Origin of the sequence: Acidianus infernus, from assembly GCF_009729545.1 — an archaeon.
GTDB classification, from domain to species: domain Archaea; phylum Thermoproteota; class Thermoprotei_A; order Sulfolobales; family Sulfolobaceae; genus Acidianus; species Acidianus infernus.
In genome coordinates this window covers 1,234,986-1,252,621 of record NZ_WFIY01000004.1, presented here as the reverse complement: position 1 = coordinate 1,252,621, position 17,636 = coordinate 1,234,986, and the positions used below count along the sequence as shown (strand labels likewise).

Annotated in this window: 20 protein-coding genes; 13 read left to right on the top strand and 7 right to left on the bottom strand. The window is 36.9% G+C overall.

From position 1 onward, the window contains the following. Window positions 1-146 precede the first annotated feature (146 nt). The 6 genes from D1867_RS07380 to D1867_RS07355 are packed head-to-tail and all read left to right on the top strand — an operon-like array spanning window position 147 to window position 6,688. A complete protein-coding gene (locus tag D1867_RS07380) occupies window positions 147-1,478 on the top strand; it encodes an NADH-quinone oxidoreductase subunit B family protein (protein ID WP_155863431.1) in 1,332 nt (443 codons plus the stop codon). After that, window positions 1,475-3,718, top strand: coding sequence for a nickel-dependent hydrogenase large subunit (locus D1867_RS07375; RefSeq protein WP_155863428.1), 2,244 nt, complete (start codon window positions 1,475-1,477; stop codon window positions 3,716-3,718). The genes D1867_RS07380 and D1867_RS07375 overlap by 4 nt, the downstream gene beginning before the upstream one ends. 5 nt (window positions 3,719-3,723) lie before the next feature. Next, window positions 3,724-4,602, top strand: coding sequence for a hypothetical protein (locus tag D1867_RS07370; protein WP_338077997.1), 879 nt, complete (start codon window positions 3,724-3,726; stop codon window positions 4,600-4,602). Further along, entirely contained in the window at window positions 4,583-5,857 is a 1,275-nt protein-coding gene (locus D1867_RS07365; RefSeq protein WP_155863426.1) for a 4Fe-4S dicluster domain-containing protein, read from the top strand. Before D1867_RS07370 ends, D1867_RS07365 begins: the two co-directional genes overlap by 20 nt. After that, complete coding sequence (locus D1867_RS07360) at window positions 5,854-6,183, top strand: hypothetical protein (RefSeq protein WP_155863423.1); 330 nt, start codon at window positions 5,854-5,856, stop codon at window positions 6,181-6,183. The genes D1867_RS07365 and D1867_RS07360 overlap by 4 nt, the downstream gene beginning before the upstream one ends. Further along, complete coding sequence (locus tag D1867_RS07355; RefSeq protein WP_155863422.1) at window positions 6,161-6,688, top strand: hypothetical protein; 528 nt, start codon at window positions 6,161-6,163, stop codon at window positions 6,686-6,688. Before D1867_RS07360 ends, D1867_RS07355 begins: the two co-directional genes overlap by 23 nt. On the opposite strand, the gene D1867_RS07350 is transcribed toward D1867_RS07355, so the two are convergent. From D1867_RS07350 to D1867_RS07335, 4 genes are all read right to left on the bottom strand, one after another. Further along, entirely contained in the window at window positions 6,678-8,210 is a 1,533-nt protein-coding gene (locus D1867_RS07350) for a nickel-dependent hydrogenase large subunit (protein WP_155863421.1), read from the bottom strand. The two genes, D1867_RS07355 and D1867_RS07350, sit on opposite strands and share 11 nt — an antisense overlap. After that, complete coding sequence (locus D1867_RS07345) at window positions 8,200-8,700, bottom strand: NADH-quinone oxidoreductase subunit B family protein (protein ID WP_155863420.1); 501 nt, start codon at window positions 8,698-8,700, stop codon at window positions 8,200-8,202. Before D1867_RS07345 ends, D1867_RS07350 begins: the two co-directional genes overlap by 11 nt. Before the next feature lie 112 nt (window positions 8,701-8,812). After that, on the bottom strand, window positions 8,813-9,502 hold the full coding sequence (locus tag D1867_RS07340) for a P-loop NTPase (RefSeq protein ID WP_155863419.1): 690 nt from the start codon (window positions 9,500-9,502) through the stop codon (window positions 8,813-8,815). Beyond that, window positions 9,471-9,917, bottom strand: coding sequence for a hydrogenase/urease maturation nickel metallochaperone HypA (locus tag D1867_RS07335; RefSeq protein ID WP_155863418.1), 447 nt, complete (start codon window positions 9,915-9,917; stop codon window positions 9,471-9,473). Before D1867_RS07335 ends, D1867_RS07340 begins: the two co-directional genes overlap by 32 nt. Before the next feature lie 215 nt (window positions 9,918-10,132). Between D1867_RS07335 and D1867_RS07330 the strand changes: the two genes are divergently transcribed. Next, a complete protein-coding gene (locus D1867_RS07330) occupies window positions 10,133-10,879 on the top strand; it encodes a DUF364 domain-containing protein (protein WP_155863417.1) in 747 nt (248 codons plus the stop codon). On the opposite strand, the gene D1867_RS07325 is transcribed toward D1867_RS07330, so the two are convergent. Then, entirely contained in the window at window positions 10,860-11,711 is an 852-nt protein-coding gene (locus tag D1867_RS07325; protein ID WP_155863416.1) for an MBL fold metallo-hydrolase, read from the bottom strand. The two genes, D1867_RS07330 and D1867_RS07325, sit on opposite strands and share 20 nt — an antisense overlap. Before the next feature lie 164 nt (window positions 11,712-11,875). Between D1867_RS07325 and D1867_RS07320 the strand changes: the two genes are divergently transcribed. The 5 genes from D1867_RS07320 to D1867_RS07295 all read left to right on the top strand — a co-directional run bounded on the left by D1867_RS07320 (window position 11,876) and on the right by D1867_RS07295 (window position 14,803). Next, entirely contained in the window at window positions 11,876-12,142 is a 267-nt protein-coding gene (locus tag D1867_RS07320) for a hypothetical protein (protein ID WP_155863415.1), read from the top strand. Beyond that, complete coding sequence (locus tag D1867_RS07315; RefSeq protein ID WP_155863414.1) at window positions 12,135-12,326, top strand: hypothetical protein; 192 nt, start codon at window positions 12,135-12,137, stop codon at window positions 12,324-12,326. The genes D1867_RS07320 and D1867_RS07315 overlap by 8 nt, the downstream gene beginning before the upstream one ends. A 130-nt stretch (window positions 12,327-12,456) precedes the next feature. Beyond that, entirely contained in the window at window positions 12,457-12,687 is a 231-nt protein-coding gene (locus tag D1867_RS07310) for a type II toxin-antitoxin system CcdA family antitoxin (RefSeq protein WP_155863413.1), read from the top strand. Then, a complete protein-coding gene (locus D1867_RS07305; protein WP_155863412.1) occupies window positions 12,669-13,058 on the top strand; it encodes a type II toxin-antitoxin system VapC family toxin in 390 nt (129 codons plus the stop codon). Before D1867_RS07310 ends, D1867_RS07305 begins: the two co-directional genes overlap by 19 nt. Window positions 13,059-13,705: 647 nt before the next feature. After that, a complete protein-coding gene (locus tag D1867_RS07295; RefSeq protein WP_338077996.1) occupies window positions 13,706-14,803 on the top strand; it encodes a HoxN/HupN/NixA family nickel/cobalt transporter in 1,098 nt (365 codons plus the stop codon). Window positions 14,804-14,865: 62 nt separating this feature from the next. On the opposite strand, the gene D1867_RS07290 is transcribed toward D1867_RS07295, so the two are convergent. Further along, the gene (locus D1867_RS07290; RefSeq protein WP_155863411.1) at window positions 14,866-15,591 is read right to left on the bottom strand and encodes a hypothetical protein; all 726 of its coding nucleotides are present in this window, start codon (window positions 15,589-15,591) and stop codon (window positions 14,866-14,868) included. 571 nt (window positions 15,592-16,162) lie between these two features. On the opposite strand from D1867_RS07290, the gene D1867_RS07285 reads away from it, so the two are divergent. Next, window positions 16,163-17,272 (top strand): HoxN/HupN/NixA family nickel/cobalt transporter, encoded by a 1,110-nt coding sequence (locus tag D1867_RS07285; protein WP_338078110.1) that lies wholly within the window; start codon window positions 16,163-16,165, stop codon window positions 17,270-17,272. Between the two features lie 98 nt (window positions 17,273-17,370). On the opposite strand, the gene D1867_RS07280 is transcribed toward D1867_RS07285, so the two are convergent. Further along, entirely contained in the window at window positions 17,371-17,607 is a 237-nt protein-coding gene (locus D1867_RS07280) for a hypothetical protein (RefSeq protein ID WP_155863410.1), read from the bottom strand. Window positions 17,608-17,636: the final 29 nt, after the last annotated feature.

Sequence of the window (17,636 nt, the reverse complement as noted above, 5' to 3'; positions counted from 1 at the left end):
TGGGAATATTAGCAATTATCATTAATAAGTTTCATCACAAACTTTCCATTAATATTTAATAAAGAAAATACAGGAAATTGAAGAAAAATAAGAAGTTTTGTTAAAAAAATTTATAAACACGGTATCAGAGAATATACCAGATAAAAATGAAGTTAAGTCGAAGAGAATTTCTAAAGCTATCGGGGGTAACAGCCTTAGGTACTACACTAGCTGCCAGTGGCTTAACCTATGAAGAGCTAGTTTCTAAGGCACAGGATTCGGATCAGCCAATAAATATAATATGGACGGGAAATGGATGGTGCGGCGGAAATACTATAGCCTTTATAGACGCAATGAATCCATCAGTTGAAGATGTGATAACTGGAGTATATTTTGATGGTAAACCAATAACTCTAAGACAACCGAGCATTCAAGAACTAGGCAATGTAAATTTAGTATATCACCCAATATTAATGCCTCAAGACAGCATGGCTTACGCTACTATGGAAATGGCTCTAAACGGAGAACTAGATCCATACGTCTTAGTAGTAGAAGGTACTTTATTTGATGAATTTGGTCTATATTCAAGGGACGTATATAATGGAGTTCCGTACTCATATAAAAAGAACCAATTCTGGTGTTCTGCAGGGAGAAAGCCTGACGGAAGTGCACTATTGTGCGAGGAATTCGTTTTCAACCTAATGAAAAACGCTTATGCGGTAGTAGCAACTGGTGCTTGTGCAACATATGGAGGAATTCCTGCCACTACTAACGGTCTAGGAAAAAGATCCCCTACATACGCAATGGGAATGCTAGACGATCCTTACAGAGGAATTTATGGATTTCCGTATTATGCCTATCAAGTCTATCAAAAGGATTTAGCACCAGATATAATTGATGAGGATATATTCTCTGTAACTAACTCTCCAATAAATACTGCGTGGCCTGGTCCAAGTTATCATTGGAAGTCTAAGGGAGGTTTACCAATAATAGCCATAGCCGCAGATCCTCCAGCAGGAGACTGGATAATGAGAACCTTACTTTCAGTTGTATTATATGCTAGAGGCTTAGGTCCTAATCCTGCTGACGATTTAGATGTATTTAATAGGCCAAAATTCTTCTACGGTAACGAAACTCATCAAAATTGTCCAAGAGCTGGCTTTTTTGCAGAAGGTCAATTTGCTTACAAATTCGGCGATCCTCAATGCACTTACAGCCTAGGTTGTAAAGGTACAGAAGCTAATAGTCCGGCACCTCGACTGGGTTGGGTAGGAGGAGTTGGAGGTTGCACTAGAGGAGGAGTTTGCATAGCATGTACTGCACCAGGTTTTCCAGACCTATATGAACCGTTTTATGCACCGCCCAATGCTCCGACCATACCGAGTACAAGCCTGTTTGCTGCTGCCGCAGCCGCAGGAATACTAGTTGGAATTGGAAGTTATGCTTTTTCAAGAAAGAGGAGGTCTCCTCCTAAAATTCAAGGTGGTGGTGGAAAATGAGTAGTGCATCCTCTCCATATTATTTCACTTTTGATTGGACTAAACCAGTCTTAATAGAACCTATAGTTAGGATAAAACCCGAGCTAGGAATTCAAGTAACTTTTGACTTTAATACTAATAGAGCAACAGACGCTTATGCCTCTGGTGGAATGTTTAGAGGATTTGAAATATTCATGAGAAATAAGCCTGGACCTGACGTTATAATGTTGTCCAGTAGGGAATGCGGAATATGCGGCGAACATCATCAGTATATAGAAAGGATAGCTCAAGAAATGGCACAAGGTGGTAACGCTCCCCCTCCATTGGGTTTAGAAGGAATAGTGTTGGGTATAGATGCTGCAATGACTTACGATGCAACAGTTCACTTAAGTGCTTTAGGCGGACCTGACTGGAGTTCATTATTCTTTAAGATAGCAGGATATTTCCCGAAGGAAATATACGAGATTGCGCAGCAAACTCCGTTAAGTAAGGTTGCTCAATACTCTGAAGCATTTCCAATGGGAGCCCCGTCAGAGCTAGAAATGGCAGGAGTTAAGTTAAAAACAGTAGCTGACATTATGGATGCATTAGTTCCAATTGTAGGTGCATATTTCTTAGAAGGGGCGTATAGCTGGAGAATATTGCATGAGGCTGAATTATTGTATTATTTAAGGATACCTCATCCCATAACAATGGTTCCGGGAGGTATAGGAGTACCACCGACTATAGAGAACTTGCAGAGGTATTTCCAAAGAATGGTAGATGGCACTGCGTGGTTAATGAAGCAAATGGCTGCATATGAATATCTAGATTTATTCTTAGCAGACTACGATAACGTCTTCGGAATACAAGCGTTATATGATAAGCTTAACGGGACGTTAGGATTTGCCGAGGAAGGAAATAGACCGGGCAATTTTGTATGCTATGGTCAAAGCGACGTCTCTGAAGCACCAGTTGTAACACCTTCGAGTACACCAGTGGCTCCTTACGATGCCACTTATGAGAACATGGGAGACTGGGGTAGAGCAAGAGTAGTTAAACCTGGGCTAGTAATTCAGCAATCCTCAACTTCACCTCCAACCTTGGTCACTAACGATCTAATAGACATAAATCTAGGTATAAGAGAATTCGTAGAATCCTCTTGGTATAATCCTTGGGTAAAGGACGGCACGTTTGCGTCCGAGGTTCCTTCAGAAGTTGCTGGCATAACTGAAGATCCAATAGGCAATCCTGTAAGTTATTATCATCCTTGGAGAAAGTGGACAATGCCCAATCCTCAGCCTAGACCGATACCTATGGCTTATCCGACTCCTTACTCTTGGGTTGTATCTCCTAGGTTCGTTCCATATCAGAATCATAAACCAATATCTAATTTATATTATAATGCCGAGGCAGATCCTCAAGCAGTTATGTATGCTCAAGTACTTCAACCTCAAGCACCTACTCCAATATACACATCAGAATATCCTACCGCCGGATTAGGTGCCAAATATAATAGTAATGAAATGAGCGTCACTTTCTATTTGCCAACTGTGCAGAGTCCCAGAATTTCATTACCTCCAGAATTTCAACAAGGAAAGGAAATAGAATTCAAGTATATTGCACCGTACAAACTCTCAGGAGGAAAGATAGTTACTAATGCTATAGAAAGAATGAGGGCCAGAGCATTTGCGGCCGGACTAGACGGAATGGGTATGTGGATAGCATGGTACACTGCACTAAAATGGTTAAGAGAAGGCAAGACAGAAGTAAGCTCAATGCCTCCTTCCAGTTGGACATATAAGAAGAACACTAATCAAAACGTTGCTATAGGTGTAGGAATGAAGGAGGCACCACGTGGGGCTCAATTCCATTCTGAAGTATTCGCCACTGGAACTGGCGTTTCAGTACCTACTATAAATCCACAACAAATGCAACCAACTACTGTAAATGCCGGACCAAGAGTCAAATTAACCTATGATGATGGAATACAAACAATTAAGCCGGCCTCTCCTACTCACGGTGCAGGAACTTTTGAGGAAGCCATAATGGGTAATCCAGATTATAACATTCCAGGCACGCCTAGATTAACTATCATTCCTACAGAGCAGTGGGACGGTTTTGAGTTCGCCCAGACGTTAAGATCATTTGACCCTTGTTTCGTATGCGGTATTCACGTTATAACTCCAGACGGGAGGGTTAGGTTCCAAACTTTAGGGGCACCAGTAGATTTAAGTAATGTAATTAGGACTTTCTACAAATTCGCAATGCAATTAAGGTGATAAACGTGTTACCAGTGGTTTATGCTATAGGCGCGTCTTATTCTTCTGACGCTCTGTACTGGTGGGGACTAAACGTAGTATTCCCATTAGGCCTTTTATTTTTTGTGTTTGGAGCAATATATAGGATTTCAAGGTATTTTTTAGGTAGGAGATTCCCATCCTATGCAGTTTCTGGATTCGGTAGTGAATTCAAAGAAGCAATAACTGCAATACCTACTCCATTTAGAAGCGCGGCAAGAAGAGATCCGTTCCTAATTGTAGAGACAATATTTTGGCACATCTTCATGCTAGGTGTGATTATAATTGTTGGTATACACATCATAGCATGGAATTATATATTTGGTACAATACTAGGCATACCTAATCCCTTATGGTTTCTCTTCAAGATTTCGACACCAGAGCAATTCACTTCAGCTTATCAAATGGGATTATTGGGTAGTAATTCCTATTCTCACGGCGGGATATTAAATCCGTTAGGTGCGTGGAATTCTGCAGAAGTTTCAACTTCTACATTTGATCCTTGGGGATTTCTCGCAGTGCTAGTAAATGGAACGATGATGGGGCTATTAGCATTAGCAGGAATAACCGGTTACCTAGTTACAAGGATAATTGAAGATGTAACTGGACATAAGAGATTAAGTTCTTCTGGAGACTATATATTCCTTATATTATTATTAGCAATAGTTGTCACAGGACTTGCGGCAATGTATGACATACCTATACCTTACTTAGGGATTCCAAATCAGGCGAATTGGTATGGTCTTCATATTGCACTAGTGGGCGCATTCATAGGATATGTTCCCTTCAGCAAAGGTTGGCACATGTTCGGATATTACTTAGGCAAAGGATTTAGAGGCTACTCATATGGCAGAAAGAAAGAGTGAATGCGGGGGATTTAAAGTGGAAGGAGGAAAAGTAAAAATAAGCAGGCAAATAGTTTCCAGAACTTTAGATGAGATGACTCCATACGATGTATGGGGTTTACAAGAGTGTATGAGATGTGGTGTTTGTAGATACGCCTGCCCGTTTTGGCTGGTTACTAAAGAAGCTACAGATATCCCAGCTTGGAGAACTTATGAGATAAACAAGTTATTTTCAATGTACTACACCGGGTACGGTATTGTAGCCAGAGTATTAAGATTAAGGAGACTAAAGAAAAAGGAATATTTGTCATGGAGAGAGTCAGCATATAATTGTACTGCATGCGGTGCTTGCACGGACGTTTCACCTTTAGAGATACCAAATTGGTACACTGCACTGCTAATGAGGAGGATACTCCATTATACTGGAATGAACATTCCAGATGTCGAGAAATGGGCCGAGAATACTAAGAAAATTGGTAATGCTATGGGAATGGACAAAACGGAGTGGGAAAATAATGCAAAGTCTGCTGGATTAAGCGTGGATCAAAAAGACGCTGAAATACTATATGTACCAAGTGCATTGGAAGCTCAAGATATCAATATCTTATCTCAAATAGGAAGTATAGCACAAGGCTTAAGGAGTAAGTTAACTGTAAGTAGCGAAATAAGCGATGTAGGATATTATTCATATTTTGCAGGAGATTTCGAGACCGCCAGAGCCCAATTTACCAAAATTTATGAGGAGGCGAAGAGGCTTAATGTGAAGAAAATACTTACGAGCGACGGGGCAGCACTGTTCTTCCTAAGATGGCAAGGACCCAAGAGCCTCCATTATAAGCCAGAAATAATTGTCGAGCACCTAACTGAGACTGTTTACAACAACATGGTGAAAGGAAACGTTAAGCTTGATAAAGCTGATATAAATGATGATATTACAGTTCATGATTCCGAATTTCTGAGCAGATTAGGAGGAGTTGAAAAACCGCCAAGAGAGGTGTTAAAAGCTATCATACCTAAATTTAAGGAACCTAAACAAAAGCCTTCTTCATATTCGCTATTCACTTGTGGGCACCATCTAGAGTTAATCAATGAGAAGAAAGAAATAGTCAGCAAAATGAGGGCATACGTCGCAGGTCAATTAGGTAATTTGGCTAAGGCGGTTGTAACTTTAGACCCTAATTGTAAGTTGTCACTAGAGAATGCAGTAAAGGAAAATCAAGGAATTTCCAAAGTTTACTATTATACAGAAATTCTAGCTAAGGCGATAAAGTCATGAGTTGGATATTAAGGAAATATTTTTTTAAGGAAATATTTGATGAGATAGAGAAAGATTTGGCATTAGATCCAGAAATTTTGAGGCTTATTATGCCAGTAAGATATCCTCAACGGAACGGCGTTGAAGAGCTTAAGAAAATGATTAGAGAACTAGGAATTGAAGACATTGAAATAAAGGAATCTAAAGAGCCTATAGATGAAAGGAGAAGAGCAGCCGCAATATCCTCTAATATGTCTCCAATAAACATAGAAGATCCAGTAGAAGTGTTATGGAAAATAGCTGAACGTTTCAAAGGCGATGGACTTGGAAATAGAAAATCTAAGTAATTCTATAATTTTTTCTAAGCCTCTACCTTTAAGCTTTATAAAGGATTTCTTCTCCACTGATTCTGAGAATTTTAACTATGATGGAGTAAATGTATTCGTAGATAAGGACGAAAGAAATGAGAACTTCGTAAAATCCTTAACTTTTTCTTCACTTAATAGTGATAAGTCTCAAATTTTGCACGATAGATATTTGAGATGGTTATCTCTTAAGGTGAGGTTAAACGAGGTAATATGGGCTTATCAAATAAATGCTGAAATTAAAGCTAAAACTAAGGAATTAATAAAAACGCCGTCAGTTCTCCCATTAGTAGGTAATGTTATGCTCACTGGTTTAATAATAGCTAACACAAAGAATCTTAACATGAACCAAAGAAGGTTTTGTATTGTGCAAATTGATACCACAGTCAAAATAATAAAAAGGGACGAGAACTATTTTAGCATATCAAGAATTATAAATGATCTGAAAGAATTACTAAAAGTTCTTGAAGAAAGTTTCAAACTATAAGTTTTATTATACTATTATTTTTATGTTCTAAATGAACTGCACATGCAGAGCATGGGTCAAAGCTCCTTATAATTCTCAGCGCATCGAGTCCAGAAATCTCTATTTCGGTAACTTTTTGACCTATTATCGACCTCTCTACTGGTCCCCTATTTGGGCTGAAATTTCTATCACTTGGCGTTATTATTTGATATCTCAATATTTTATTTCCTTCCGAGACCAACCAATGTGCATTAGCCCCTCTAGGTGCATCATGTGCGCCAACCGCAAATTTATACCCCTTCTTGCCTTTTCTTGGATTAAGGTCCGAATTGTTTACTTCTATTTGTTGTAAATACTCCTTCAGATATGCTACTGTAAATACTCTCGCAAAAGTCCTTTCCATTACTGTATTACCCCTGGGCTCCCATTCGTAGCCTAAAGCCCTTATTTTACCCTTCTTTAGCCTATATGCATAAAGCCTCGCTATGTCTCCAGTTGTGGGCATATATTCTTTGCCTTTATAATATTGCTTCACAGTAGGTACGAAGTTATTTATTATAATTTTATCCTTAAGGCGCGTTTCTTTATTCCAAGGATGTCTCTTATCTATTTCGTTTCCAAGTTCATCTTTTTCGTATTCTTTATTCCAGTCGTCATAAGGAGTGTTATCTACATAAACCCTAACTCCTAGTAAAATCTTAGAAAGTCTGTCTTCAACTAGCTCTCCATTAATTATTAGAGCAGGAGGAAATTCCCTTTTAGCTCCCCACATGTCCATGCTTTCATAATCAGCGTCATAATCATCACTTTCTAAAAGTCCGTAAGTGACGTAATCGTCTTCTATTTTCTTATACTCCGTAAAGAATTCTCTTAAATCTGCCATTATATAAAACAATTTTTCGATTTCCTTATCTTCTTTCATGAATTTCTTAACTTTTTCTACTATTGACGGATCTCTAATTGTTATGGATCCAGGCTTAAGGCTGAGAGGCTGAGGATATCTTAACCATATAGCCGTGGCCAAATCCCTAAATGCTGTCTGAAGACGAAAAGCAGATCTGTATATTTCCTTACCGAAATATAAATTATCTAGTATAGACGAAATCTTAGGATATCCGTGAACATCCTTAAATTCGCAACTAGTATTCTTAGCTCTCTCATAAACATTCGGAGTGTATTTGCTAACAATTTCTGTAGAGTAATCAATAGCTTGAAACAAAAACGCTACTGTTATATTATTATACATTAAATCGGCTAACGAATATGCAAGGTTCCTATATTTTATAGCCTCAGGTGAAGGATAGATGCCAGAAGCCATTTCTATAGCTTCAGTGGAAACAAGAACATGGGTTGCCCCGCAAACCCCGCAGATTTTTCCCGCAATATTGGGCGCTAAGTGAAGGTCTTTTCCTTTGAGCAGATTTTCGAATCCCCTATACATAGATACTCCTACTTTTGCATCGACATATTCTCCATTGTCCACTTTCACGTGAACTCCTAAATGTCCTTCAATTCTGCTTATCGGATCTAGATCAAGATCCATGATTTTCACCTAGTGCAGAATAAATCATTGCGACTATCATTTGTGGAGATGCGGGACACCCTGGAACTTCTAAAACTTTCTTGCTATTAATTATTTCTCTTACTCCTTTACTTCCAGCCTCCCTAAGTATTCCACCATTTACTGCACAAGATCCTACTGCAATTATACTATTTGCTCTCTCGGCTAAGAGCTTTATAACTTGAGTGCAAGAATAACCGCCGAAAGTACATAGGGAATCGTTAGATGGAATAGCCCCTTCAACTACCAGAATATAATCGGTCATTTCTAATATTTTTTCCAAGATTTCTCTTCCGGACTTTTCTTCACAAACCAATGAGATAAACTTTACTGGAGAAGAATGGAAAAAGAGCTCTTCTAGACCTTCACATCCGGATCTTAGTATCATTACAGTCTCTCCAGAACAGGATTGAGCTTCTATCCAAACTATGTTATGCTTTAATACTTCTTTAAGTGCAGAACAATAGTCCATACACAATTATTTCCTTACGTTATTATAAAGATTACTAATATCTATAAAGTATGATAATATCGTTATAATAAATTATAACAAAAAATTGAAACAAAGGTATTATTATCTTAATTTATAAACTTTGAATAAATTCTTTCAACTTTTCTTTTACAGCTCCTTCGTAATCTTGGATTCTTCCAATGTATTCTTCAATGCTAGGATCTATTGGAAGTCCGAAACCCTCATATTCGCCGAAAGGTTTTACAACCTTTCCGTCGCAGTCCATGTAGGCTAAGTTTACCAAGATTTTAGGTTCTTTACCTCTTTCTCTCAAATATCTCATCAAGTAATCTACAACCTTTTTCGAAATCTTTGAAGGAGTAGTGACAACTATAGGAGTAAAATCTGTTATTCTTTCTAATACTAAAATCTCATCTCCTAGTCCTGGTGGTAGGTCAAAAATTACCGTATTAGTATCAATATGCGAATATGCTATTAAAGACTCCATGATAGATGATTGGTTACCCCCAGGCAATATTACGTAATTATCCTTTACTATTCCGCTTAAACTTACTATTTTCGTAGTTTTAATTTCGAATGGCTCAATACCATTCTTACTAACTTCATGTAACTTTCCTTCTAGCCCGAAGAGCTTTGGTATTGCCATTGTGTGAATATCCAGATCTATTAAGGTCGTCCCTCCCATTGTTAGAGCTAGTAGTGATGATATTACGCTTTTACCTACTCCTCCTTTAGCGCTCATAACAGCGTATACTTTTTTACCGGCAAGTTTATCCTTGGCTAACTGTCTTAACGGTTCCATTTTCCTCCACCTGAATTTCGTCAATTGTCATATCTTGTGACTCAAGGATAATATCATGAGAACCGCAATAAGGGCATTTTATGAAGGAAGGAGCTAACGCAGGCATGAAATGCATAGGATATTCTTCTCCGAATTCAGACTTAACGCTGTCTATTTGATCCTTAACTTCATTAAGAGAAAACTCTTTGCCGCAGTTTTTGCACTTAAACTTAGGATCCTTGAACTTAACTTCTAATTCTGCCTCATCTAAAACTGAGTCTTTTTTCATCATATCAAAAGCCTCTTTTAGAATTTCTACATCAAGAAAAGAGAATGAAGGAACGCCTAAAACTACTTTTTTAACTTTAATCTTCTTTCCGTCGGCCCAATCTATTACTGTTCTAATAACGGCGTCTGCAACTGACCATTCATGCATAAGTTATTTACTCTTATTTAGTATAAAATATTATTGCAACATTATGTTGGATAGTTTAGTTGTTAAGCTCATCAATTTTCTTAAATTCGAGTGTTGAGTTAAAAGCAAGCTTTGATTTAAAGAAACCCGCAAAGCAACATTATTAACAGAGATAAATAGTTATAATAAAAAATATTTATAGTAAAACATAAATCCTTTCTTAATTAGTGTTTCTCATGGGAAGCAAAGTTATAGATTCGTTAATCTCGTATGCTAAGGAAAACGATAGTGACGTTAAAAACGTTACAGTAGGCGTAACATGGACTTGTGTACTTTCCAAATATTGTGGAGTTTCAATGACTTATAATACAGGGAACGAGGATTTAGATGTTAAAGGTTTCGGGCACTTAGAAGAGAAGAGAGTCGGAGAGTTAGCCGAATATCTTAGGTCGTGGAACCTCTTAGAAGCAAGCGTAGGTCTAGCTGCAATAAACTCTGTTATAGAACCTAAAGGAAATGGCGAAGCTAATGGGCTAGACGTTGCCTTAGAAATTAGTAAAGGAAAGAAAATAGTGATGATAGGTAAATTTCCTAGATTACAAAAATTTAAGGAGGTGGCAAAGGAATTTATAGTTTTAGAGCTAAACCCGTTCTTAATAGATCCTTCTCAAGGGATCCTTCCATCTACAGCCGCAGAGACTGTAATAGAGGACTCTCAAGTAGTGATAATTACTGCGACCACGATAATAAATAAGTCAATAGACAGGCTTTTAGAACTATCCAAAAGGGCTAATGCTTACGTAATTTTACTCGGTCCCAGTACTCCAATGCTTGATTTAATGTTCGACTTTGGAGTAGATGTACTAGCCGGAGTTAAGGTTAACAAACCTTATTCCTTTATAAAGAAAATAAGCCAAGGGTGTGGAATGGTGGATCCAAGTAAGCTAGAGGGAGACGTTTCGTTCATTGTAAGGACTCGCTAAACTTTATTACCTTACCTACACCTGCATCAAGGAACTTATCCTTGTGCTCAGCTATTAAACTCTTTATTAAGTTTCCGCTACAGTGTGCAGGGCCTACCTTACCAAGTTTAAGCAATTCTTCCGATACGTTTACCACTTTATCTTTTGGTGATGATAATAAATGAAAACCTCCTAGGGCAGCATAAACATTTTCACTTGTAACTTCTTTAGCGTGATTTATTATATTAAGGATTCCAGAATGGCCGCAACCAGTTAAAATGACTAGCCCTTTTTCCGTATTCATGTAGAGTGCTGCATCGTCCTTCATATGATCTCCAGAAATTGAAGAATCCCTCGCAGTAAATAATCCTGACGTGTATTCATCATAGCCGTATCTCTTTACCTCTCCACTAAAAATTACGCCTTCAGTTATTTCCAAAGGTTGGGACGTTAAGATTACGTGAAAGTGTTTCTCCATTTCATCTAAACTCATGGGAATTCCTATGTACTCGAGTTTCCCTGACCAGTTCAACAATTTCTTCTCAAAGACAGAGGGATGGGCGATAACTATTTTGCCTTCCAATTTCTTCACTAGTTTTGGATTACTAAAACCACCAGTGTGGTCACTATGGCCGTGGCTTAAAACTATATAGTCCACTTTACTTAAGTCAATCCCTAGCTTCTCCGCGTTGTAAAGGACCGGGTAACCAGAGTTGCCTACGTCATAAAGTATTTTAGTACCGTCAGCTTCTATTAGTGCAGAAAATCCCCATTCACCAATTAATGGAGGAATTATAGTCGAGACGAAATTATCACTTAATATCGTTATTTTTAATTCTGAGAGTCTCTTCATAAAACTCTTTACAATAGGGAAATATAAAAACTTTAGAGTGAGTGCTAGTCTTATCTGACTTCCCCTCGTCAGCGAGGGCTCTCCTCATCGATTCGGGTTTGAAGGGTAGTCGAGAGAGCCCACGCTCAAAACAAATTAATATTTAAAATATATATGTAGGAATCATGGAGGAGTGGGGATTTAGCATATCTGGACTTTATATTTCTACGAATTTCCAGCCCTTATCCTTCCCTAACACTATTTTCCAGATTCTAGTAGATGAAGAATTTGGGAATCTTATAGTCGAATTTAAGAGGGATGTTAAGAAAAGTTTTGAAGGTGAGGCTTTTGTCACTATTGGAGTCGACGAGAACGGTAGAATATCTTATATTTCGATAGAGCCATTGGATAAAGATCTAAAGGAAGGTGTAAAGGGAATTAAAAATGAGTGAAGTCCTAAACCATATATTACAAGAAATTCAAGAAGGAAAGTACAAGATAGAAACTGATGAGGAAAACTTAGAGTTGATCCTTCATCCTGTTTTGCTTAAAGTGTTTAAGAAAGATGATAAATGCTTTTTCGCATTTCAGAACGTTATATCTGTGACAAAACGAACGACAAGCCTCGCCCTTTAACTCCCGCTTTTTGTAATTTTTACGTGGCAATAAGTCTTCTGCTTCTCTTAATCAAGATCGTTATTACCTTTAGTATGAGAAAAATATTGGCTACATAATATTTATTACCTTACAATTTAAGAATATAAGTATGGGAGAATGGGTTACTGCGTCGACGAAGGTTAGGAGAGAGATTTTAGAAAAAGCGAGAGAGTATAACATTAATGTAAGTGAAGTTTTAAGGAAGGCGTTAGAGGAGGAAGTTAGAAAAAGGGAAGAAGAGAAGGCTAGAGAATTATTGGACTTGGCATCTAAAGAGGTGGCAAAAATCAACACTGACGAAGTAGTTGAGGAGTTGAGGAAATGGAGGAAAGAGAGATAAAGTACCTTTTTGACTCTAGTGCTATCTTCGACCTTATAAAATTAGGAGGAAAGGCTTTAGATTTATTAAAGAATAATTATACAATATCGCTGGCATATTATGAACTAGGAAACATACTATGGAAATATAAGGGCAAATTAGATATAGAAACTGTTTTTAACGCACTTTCTTACGCGTTGTCTTTCGTCAACATTATAGATGTTAAACTGGAAAAGGAAATATTGGATGAGGCTATAAAAAGGAATCTAACTTATTACGACTCTGCTTACCTTGTTACAGCTAGAAGAATAGGGGCAAAGTTAGTTAGCTTAGATAAAGACTTAATAAATAACGGCGCCATAACTCTGGAAGATTTACTAAAAAGAAATTAAATATTAAAAGAAAGAAGGATATTATCTTCTTCTATAAAACATATTCAATAAAAACGTATTTTTAGCGAAGAATCTAAAAAGGTCATCTCTCAAAAGAACTAGAGAAACAAAAATAACCAAGATCTATTTAGTAGATTGCTAATATAATTTGTCTCGCAAACTATCTAGTCTCAATTTTCCCCACCCTTGTTTTATCAAATGATTCCTTGAGGAGAGGCGAAAATTACTGTACCGTCGTAATCTCTTCTGACCTCCTCCCCGCCCTAAAGGGCGAGGCTTGTCGTTCATTTTATCATATCCTTGACTATCTTAGAGTTCTCTAAATTAGATGTGGGTTCGTTGAGTAATAATGATTTCGCCTCGGAAAAGAAGGCCAATTTAAATACCCTCCTCTGACCAGAACAAGGTTTCCTATCAAGAGGTAGATTAAACTTGTTAAAATTAACTCCTCTGCCATATCCACGTTAAAACGCCTTAATGAGGTAATAAACTTTAAGTTTTCCTTTTCTAGAAAGATACTTGACAAACTGCAAGATTTATGATAATAACCTGAATTTGAAGTAACGTCTTATGAATCGAAGACGTAGCGAGGTCAACGAAGTATTTGAAACAAGATTTATACACTGGACAGGCTATACATATATTCGGTGAGGTTAGACTTGCTATTAAAAAATTTAACTAAAATAGTACTATTCTATATTATAGAATTAACAATAACGGTAGTCCTCTTTATATACTTATTTAAACTATCGTCAGAGGTAGGAAATATAGAAGTTCAAATACACGGGGTCTCTGCGACCTTTTTTATGTTAGGCATCCTCGCATACCTTTTTGGATTAAGACATGCAGTTGATGCAGATCATCTTGCAGCTATAGATAATTCGACTAGAAAACTTGTTCAAGAAGGTAAACCTTCATTGTTTACTGGACTTTTCTTTTCTCTAGGTCACTCCACAATTGTGATATTACTATCCGTAGCTTTGACGATAGTGACGAGAGCAGTTGAGTCTAGCATTCCGACACTAGAGAACATAGGTTCTATAACTGGGACACTTGTAAGTGGTCTATTTCTCTACATTATTGGTTTTCTTAACTTAGTTGTTCTTTTTGAAATTTATGAATTATTTAAGCAAGCAAAACTAGGGAAGCTCGATGAGGCAAAATTAAACGAAGCCCTATTAAAGAGGGGATTCATGAATAGATTTTTCAAGGGATTATTTAAAATAGTTAATACCCAATACTACTTATGTCCTATAGGTCTCCTTTTCGGATTAGGGTTTGAAAAAGCTTCAGAAACTGCCCTCTTAGCCCTAAGTGCTGGAGCTGCTGGAGTATTCTCCAAGATACCGTTATGGTCATTGCTCTTTTTCCCTTTCCTATTTACAGCGGCCATGACACTATTAGATACGACTGACGGATTTTTCATGAATGGTGCGTATAGGTGGGCGTTTATGGGTAATCCTATAAGAAAAGTTTGGTATAACTTGACCATGACTAGCATTTCGATTATAGTTGCTTACCTCGTAGGTACCTTGGAACTCTTGGCCTTGATTCAATCCGAGTTTGGCTTAAGCGGGTGGTTCTGGGATAATATAGCAGCAATAAGTGAGGGTGCGTGGTGGGGGAATATTGGTATAATAATTATAATGTGCTTTGCTATAACGTGGATGATATCGATTATCATGTATAAATTTAGAATTAGCAAATATGAAGAGCAACATGAAAGGAATTTATCCAGACTGTAAATATCTAATACTTTAAAAAATTAGATATTTATTTAGATTTTAAATACAATTAATTTTTACATTCACGAAGTTACTAGGCTATACACTCCTAGAAATATCATAAATACTCCTAAAATAAAGAGCGCATATTTTCCAGCTCTCTCCATTATTGTGAAATCCCTAGAGGCTTTTAATACGCCTTTATATACGAGAACCACCACTAGCGCTTGCGAAATGAACGAACCTAAACCGAACAACAGCCCTATCATAAATCCAAGGTTAGCGGGGATCATCGAAATTAGCAGAGCTGTTAACACAAGAACAACTATGAAATCTCCACCAAATGCTGCAGCTAGCCCATGAATCCAAATTACTCTATAGTCAGCAGATTCTACCTTGCCTTTCCTACCAGCGTTTAGTATAAATAACGCTACTGATATCATAGTAATGCCTACTATTATATCAACATAAGGATCCAAGTTATATGATGAGAAGAAAGGCAGTATCTCTGACTCAAGAGCACTGAGCGAAGCCCAAACTAAAGTTAACGCTCCTGCAAATACACTTGTTGACAGCAATGCTTTCCTTACGCTACGCTGCATGAGACCATAGGACACCGTTATGGGCCAAGTGTGTTCATCTGGTTTTAGACCATGAATAATTCCTATTATAAATAATGCAAGTACCCAATATGCTCCTAGATATGTTAGAATGGTCTTTGCTATGGGCTCTAAGATATCTGGCAATGACAATATAGCTATGGCTAATGCAAACGAAATTATTACCGCTATTAACAGGTCTTTTCTCATAATAATATTTAGGGTTTCCCTAATATTTAACTTTATCGGCATTTAACTTGAATAACGTTTCACTAATTCCTAAAACTCTATAATTATATGAATAAAGAAAAATAAAGTATTGAGAATCTATATGCAAGGAATGTATAAATCTAAGAAAACATGGGAAAAACCAGAAATGATAGACGTCTCACAAAAAGTTTTGGTGCAACCCTTTATCAGATTGAGTGTGTCCTACAATTTCATTTATTTCAGTTAAAGAAGAGATGGAAAGTCGCATCTTGTTATTATCTTTTATAGCAAAAATTATTTATTAATGCACAATTTTTACAAAACTATACGTTAAATTGAAAACGCTTTCTTTAATTATCTTTTGGTAAATATTAACAATATTGTTGGACACACTCCTTTAAGTTAATAGAAACGCTTAATACTATAGATTTATTTTCAAGGAGGTATTTTGTGTCTACCGTTTAGGGTGGGGAGGGGGTCAGAAACTGCAAGATAATAACCTGAATTTGAAGTAACGTCTTATGAATCGAAGACGTAGCGAGGTCAACGAAGTATTTGAAACAAGATTTATATACTGGACAGGCTATACATATATTTGGTGAGGTTAGATTTGCTATCAAAAAATCTAATTAAAATGTTATTATTCTATATAATAGAATTAATAATAACATCGACATTCTTTATATGGTTGTTTAAGATATCGTCAGAGATAGGTAATATATTAATTCATATAAAAGGGATCTCTTCAAGCTTCTTTACGCTAGGCATCCTTGCATACTTTTTTGGGTTAAGACATGCAGTTGATGCAGATCATCTTGCAGCTATAGATAATTCGACTAGAAAACTTGTTCAAGAAGGTAAACCTTCATTGTTTACTGGATTATTCTTTTCTCTGGGGCATTCTACGGTGGTAATATTATTATCAATAGCTTTAATGATAGCAACCAGGATAGTAGAATCTAGCATTCCGCAATTAGAGAACATAGGTTCAATAGTTGGAACGTTAGTGAGCGGTTTCTTTCTTTACATTATTGGTTTTCTTAACTTAGTTGTTCTTTTTGAAATTTATGAGTTATTTAAGCAAGCTAGAAGAGGAGAACTTGATGAGGCTAAATTAAACGACGCGCTACTAAAGAGGGGATTTATGAATAGATATTTCAAGGGATTATTTAAGATAGTTAATAATCAATACTACTTATATCCTATAGGTTTCCTTTTCGGACTTGGTTTCGATACAGCTTCCGAAACTGCCCTTTTAGCAATAAGTGCCGGAACAGCTGGAGTATTTACTAAGATACCTTTATGGACTTTGTTAGTGTTTCCTTTCCTCTTTGCTGCAGGAATGAGTCTTGTAGATACGACTGACGGATTTTTCATGAATGGTGCGTATAGGTGGGCGTTTATGGGTAATCCTATAAGAAAAGTTTGGTATAACTTGACCATGACTAGCATTTCAATTATTGTGGCTTACCTCGTAGGTTCACTAGAGCTCTTGGGCTTAATTCAATCCGAGTTCTGTCTAAGTGGATGGTTCTGGAATATTATAGCATTAATAAATGGTGATGTGTGGTGGGGCAATGTGGGTATACTCATAATATCAACTTTTGCCATAACGTGGATAATATCAATTATAATATATAAGTCTAGAATTAGTAAGTACGAGGACCAGTACAAAAAGTAATAAAAAACGCAAAATTCAACGCAGAAATAAACGGAAAACTAGAAGATTATTTCTACAGAAGTAGATTTATGATAAAAATTAATAAAAGAAAATTTCTTTTAGATTACTCCTCTAGGTTCTTCTTCTTTTTGTTTTCCTGGAGCAGTTTCAATAACAAAGCATGGATCTTCTCCTTTCTTTATATGCATTTGCTGATGTTCTAAAGCCATAGATGCGGGCATTACTTGATTATCTAATTTACATCTAAGCATTACGTCTACAACCATTACTACTGGCTGTTCTGATGTAGGAAATTGTGAGGAAGGTATTATTGTAGGAGGATTTTTATGTTCCATTAATATTAATTTTCCACTAATACAATATA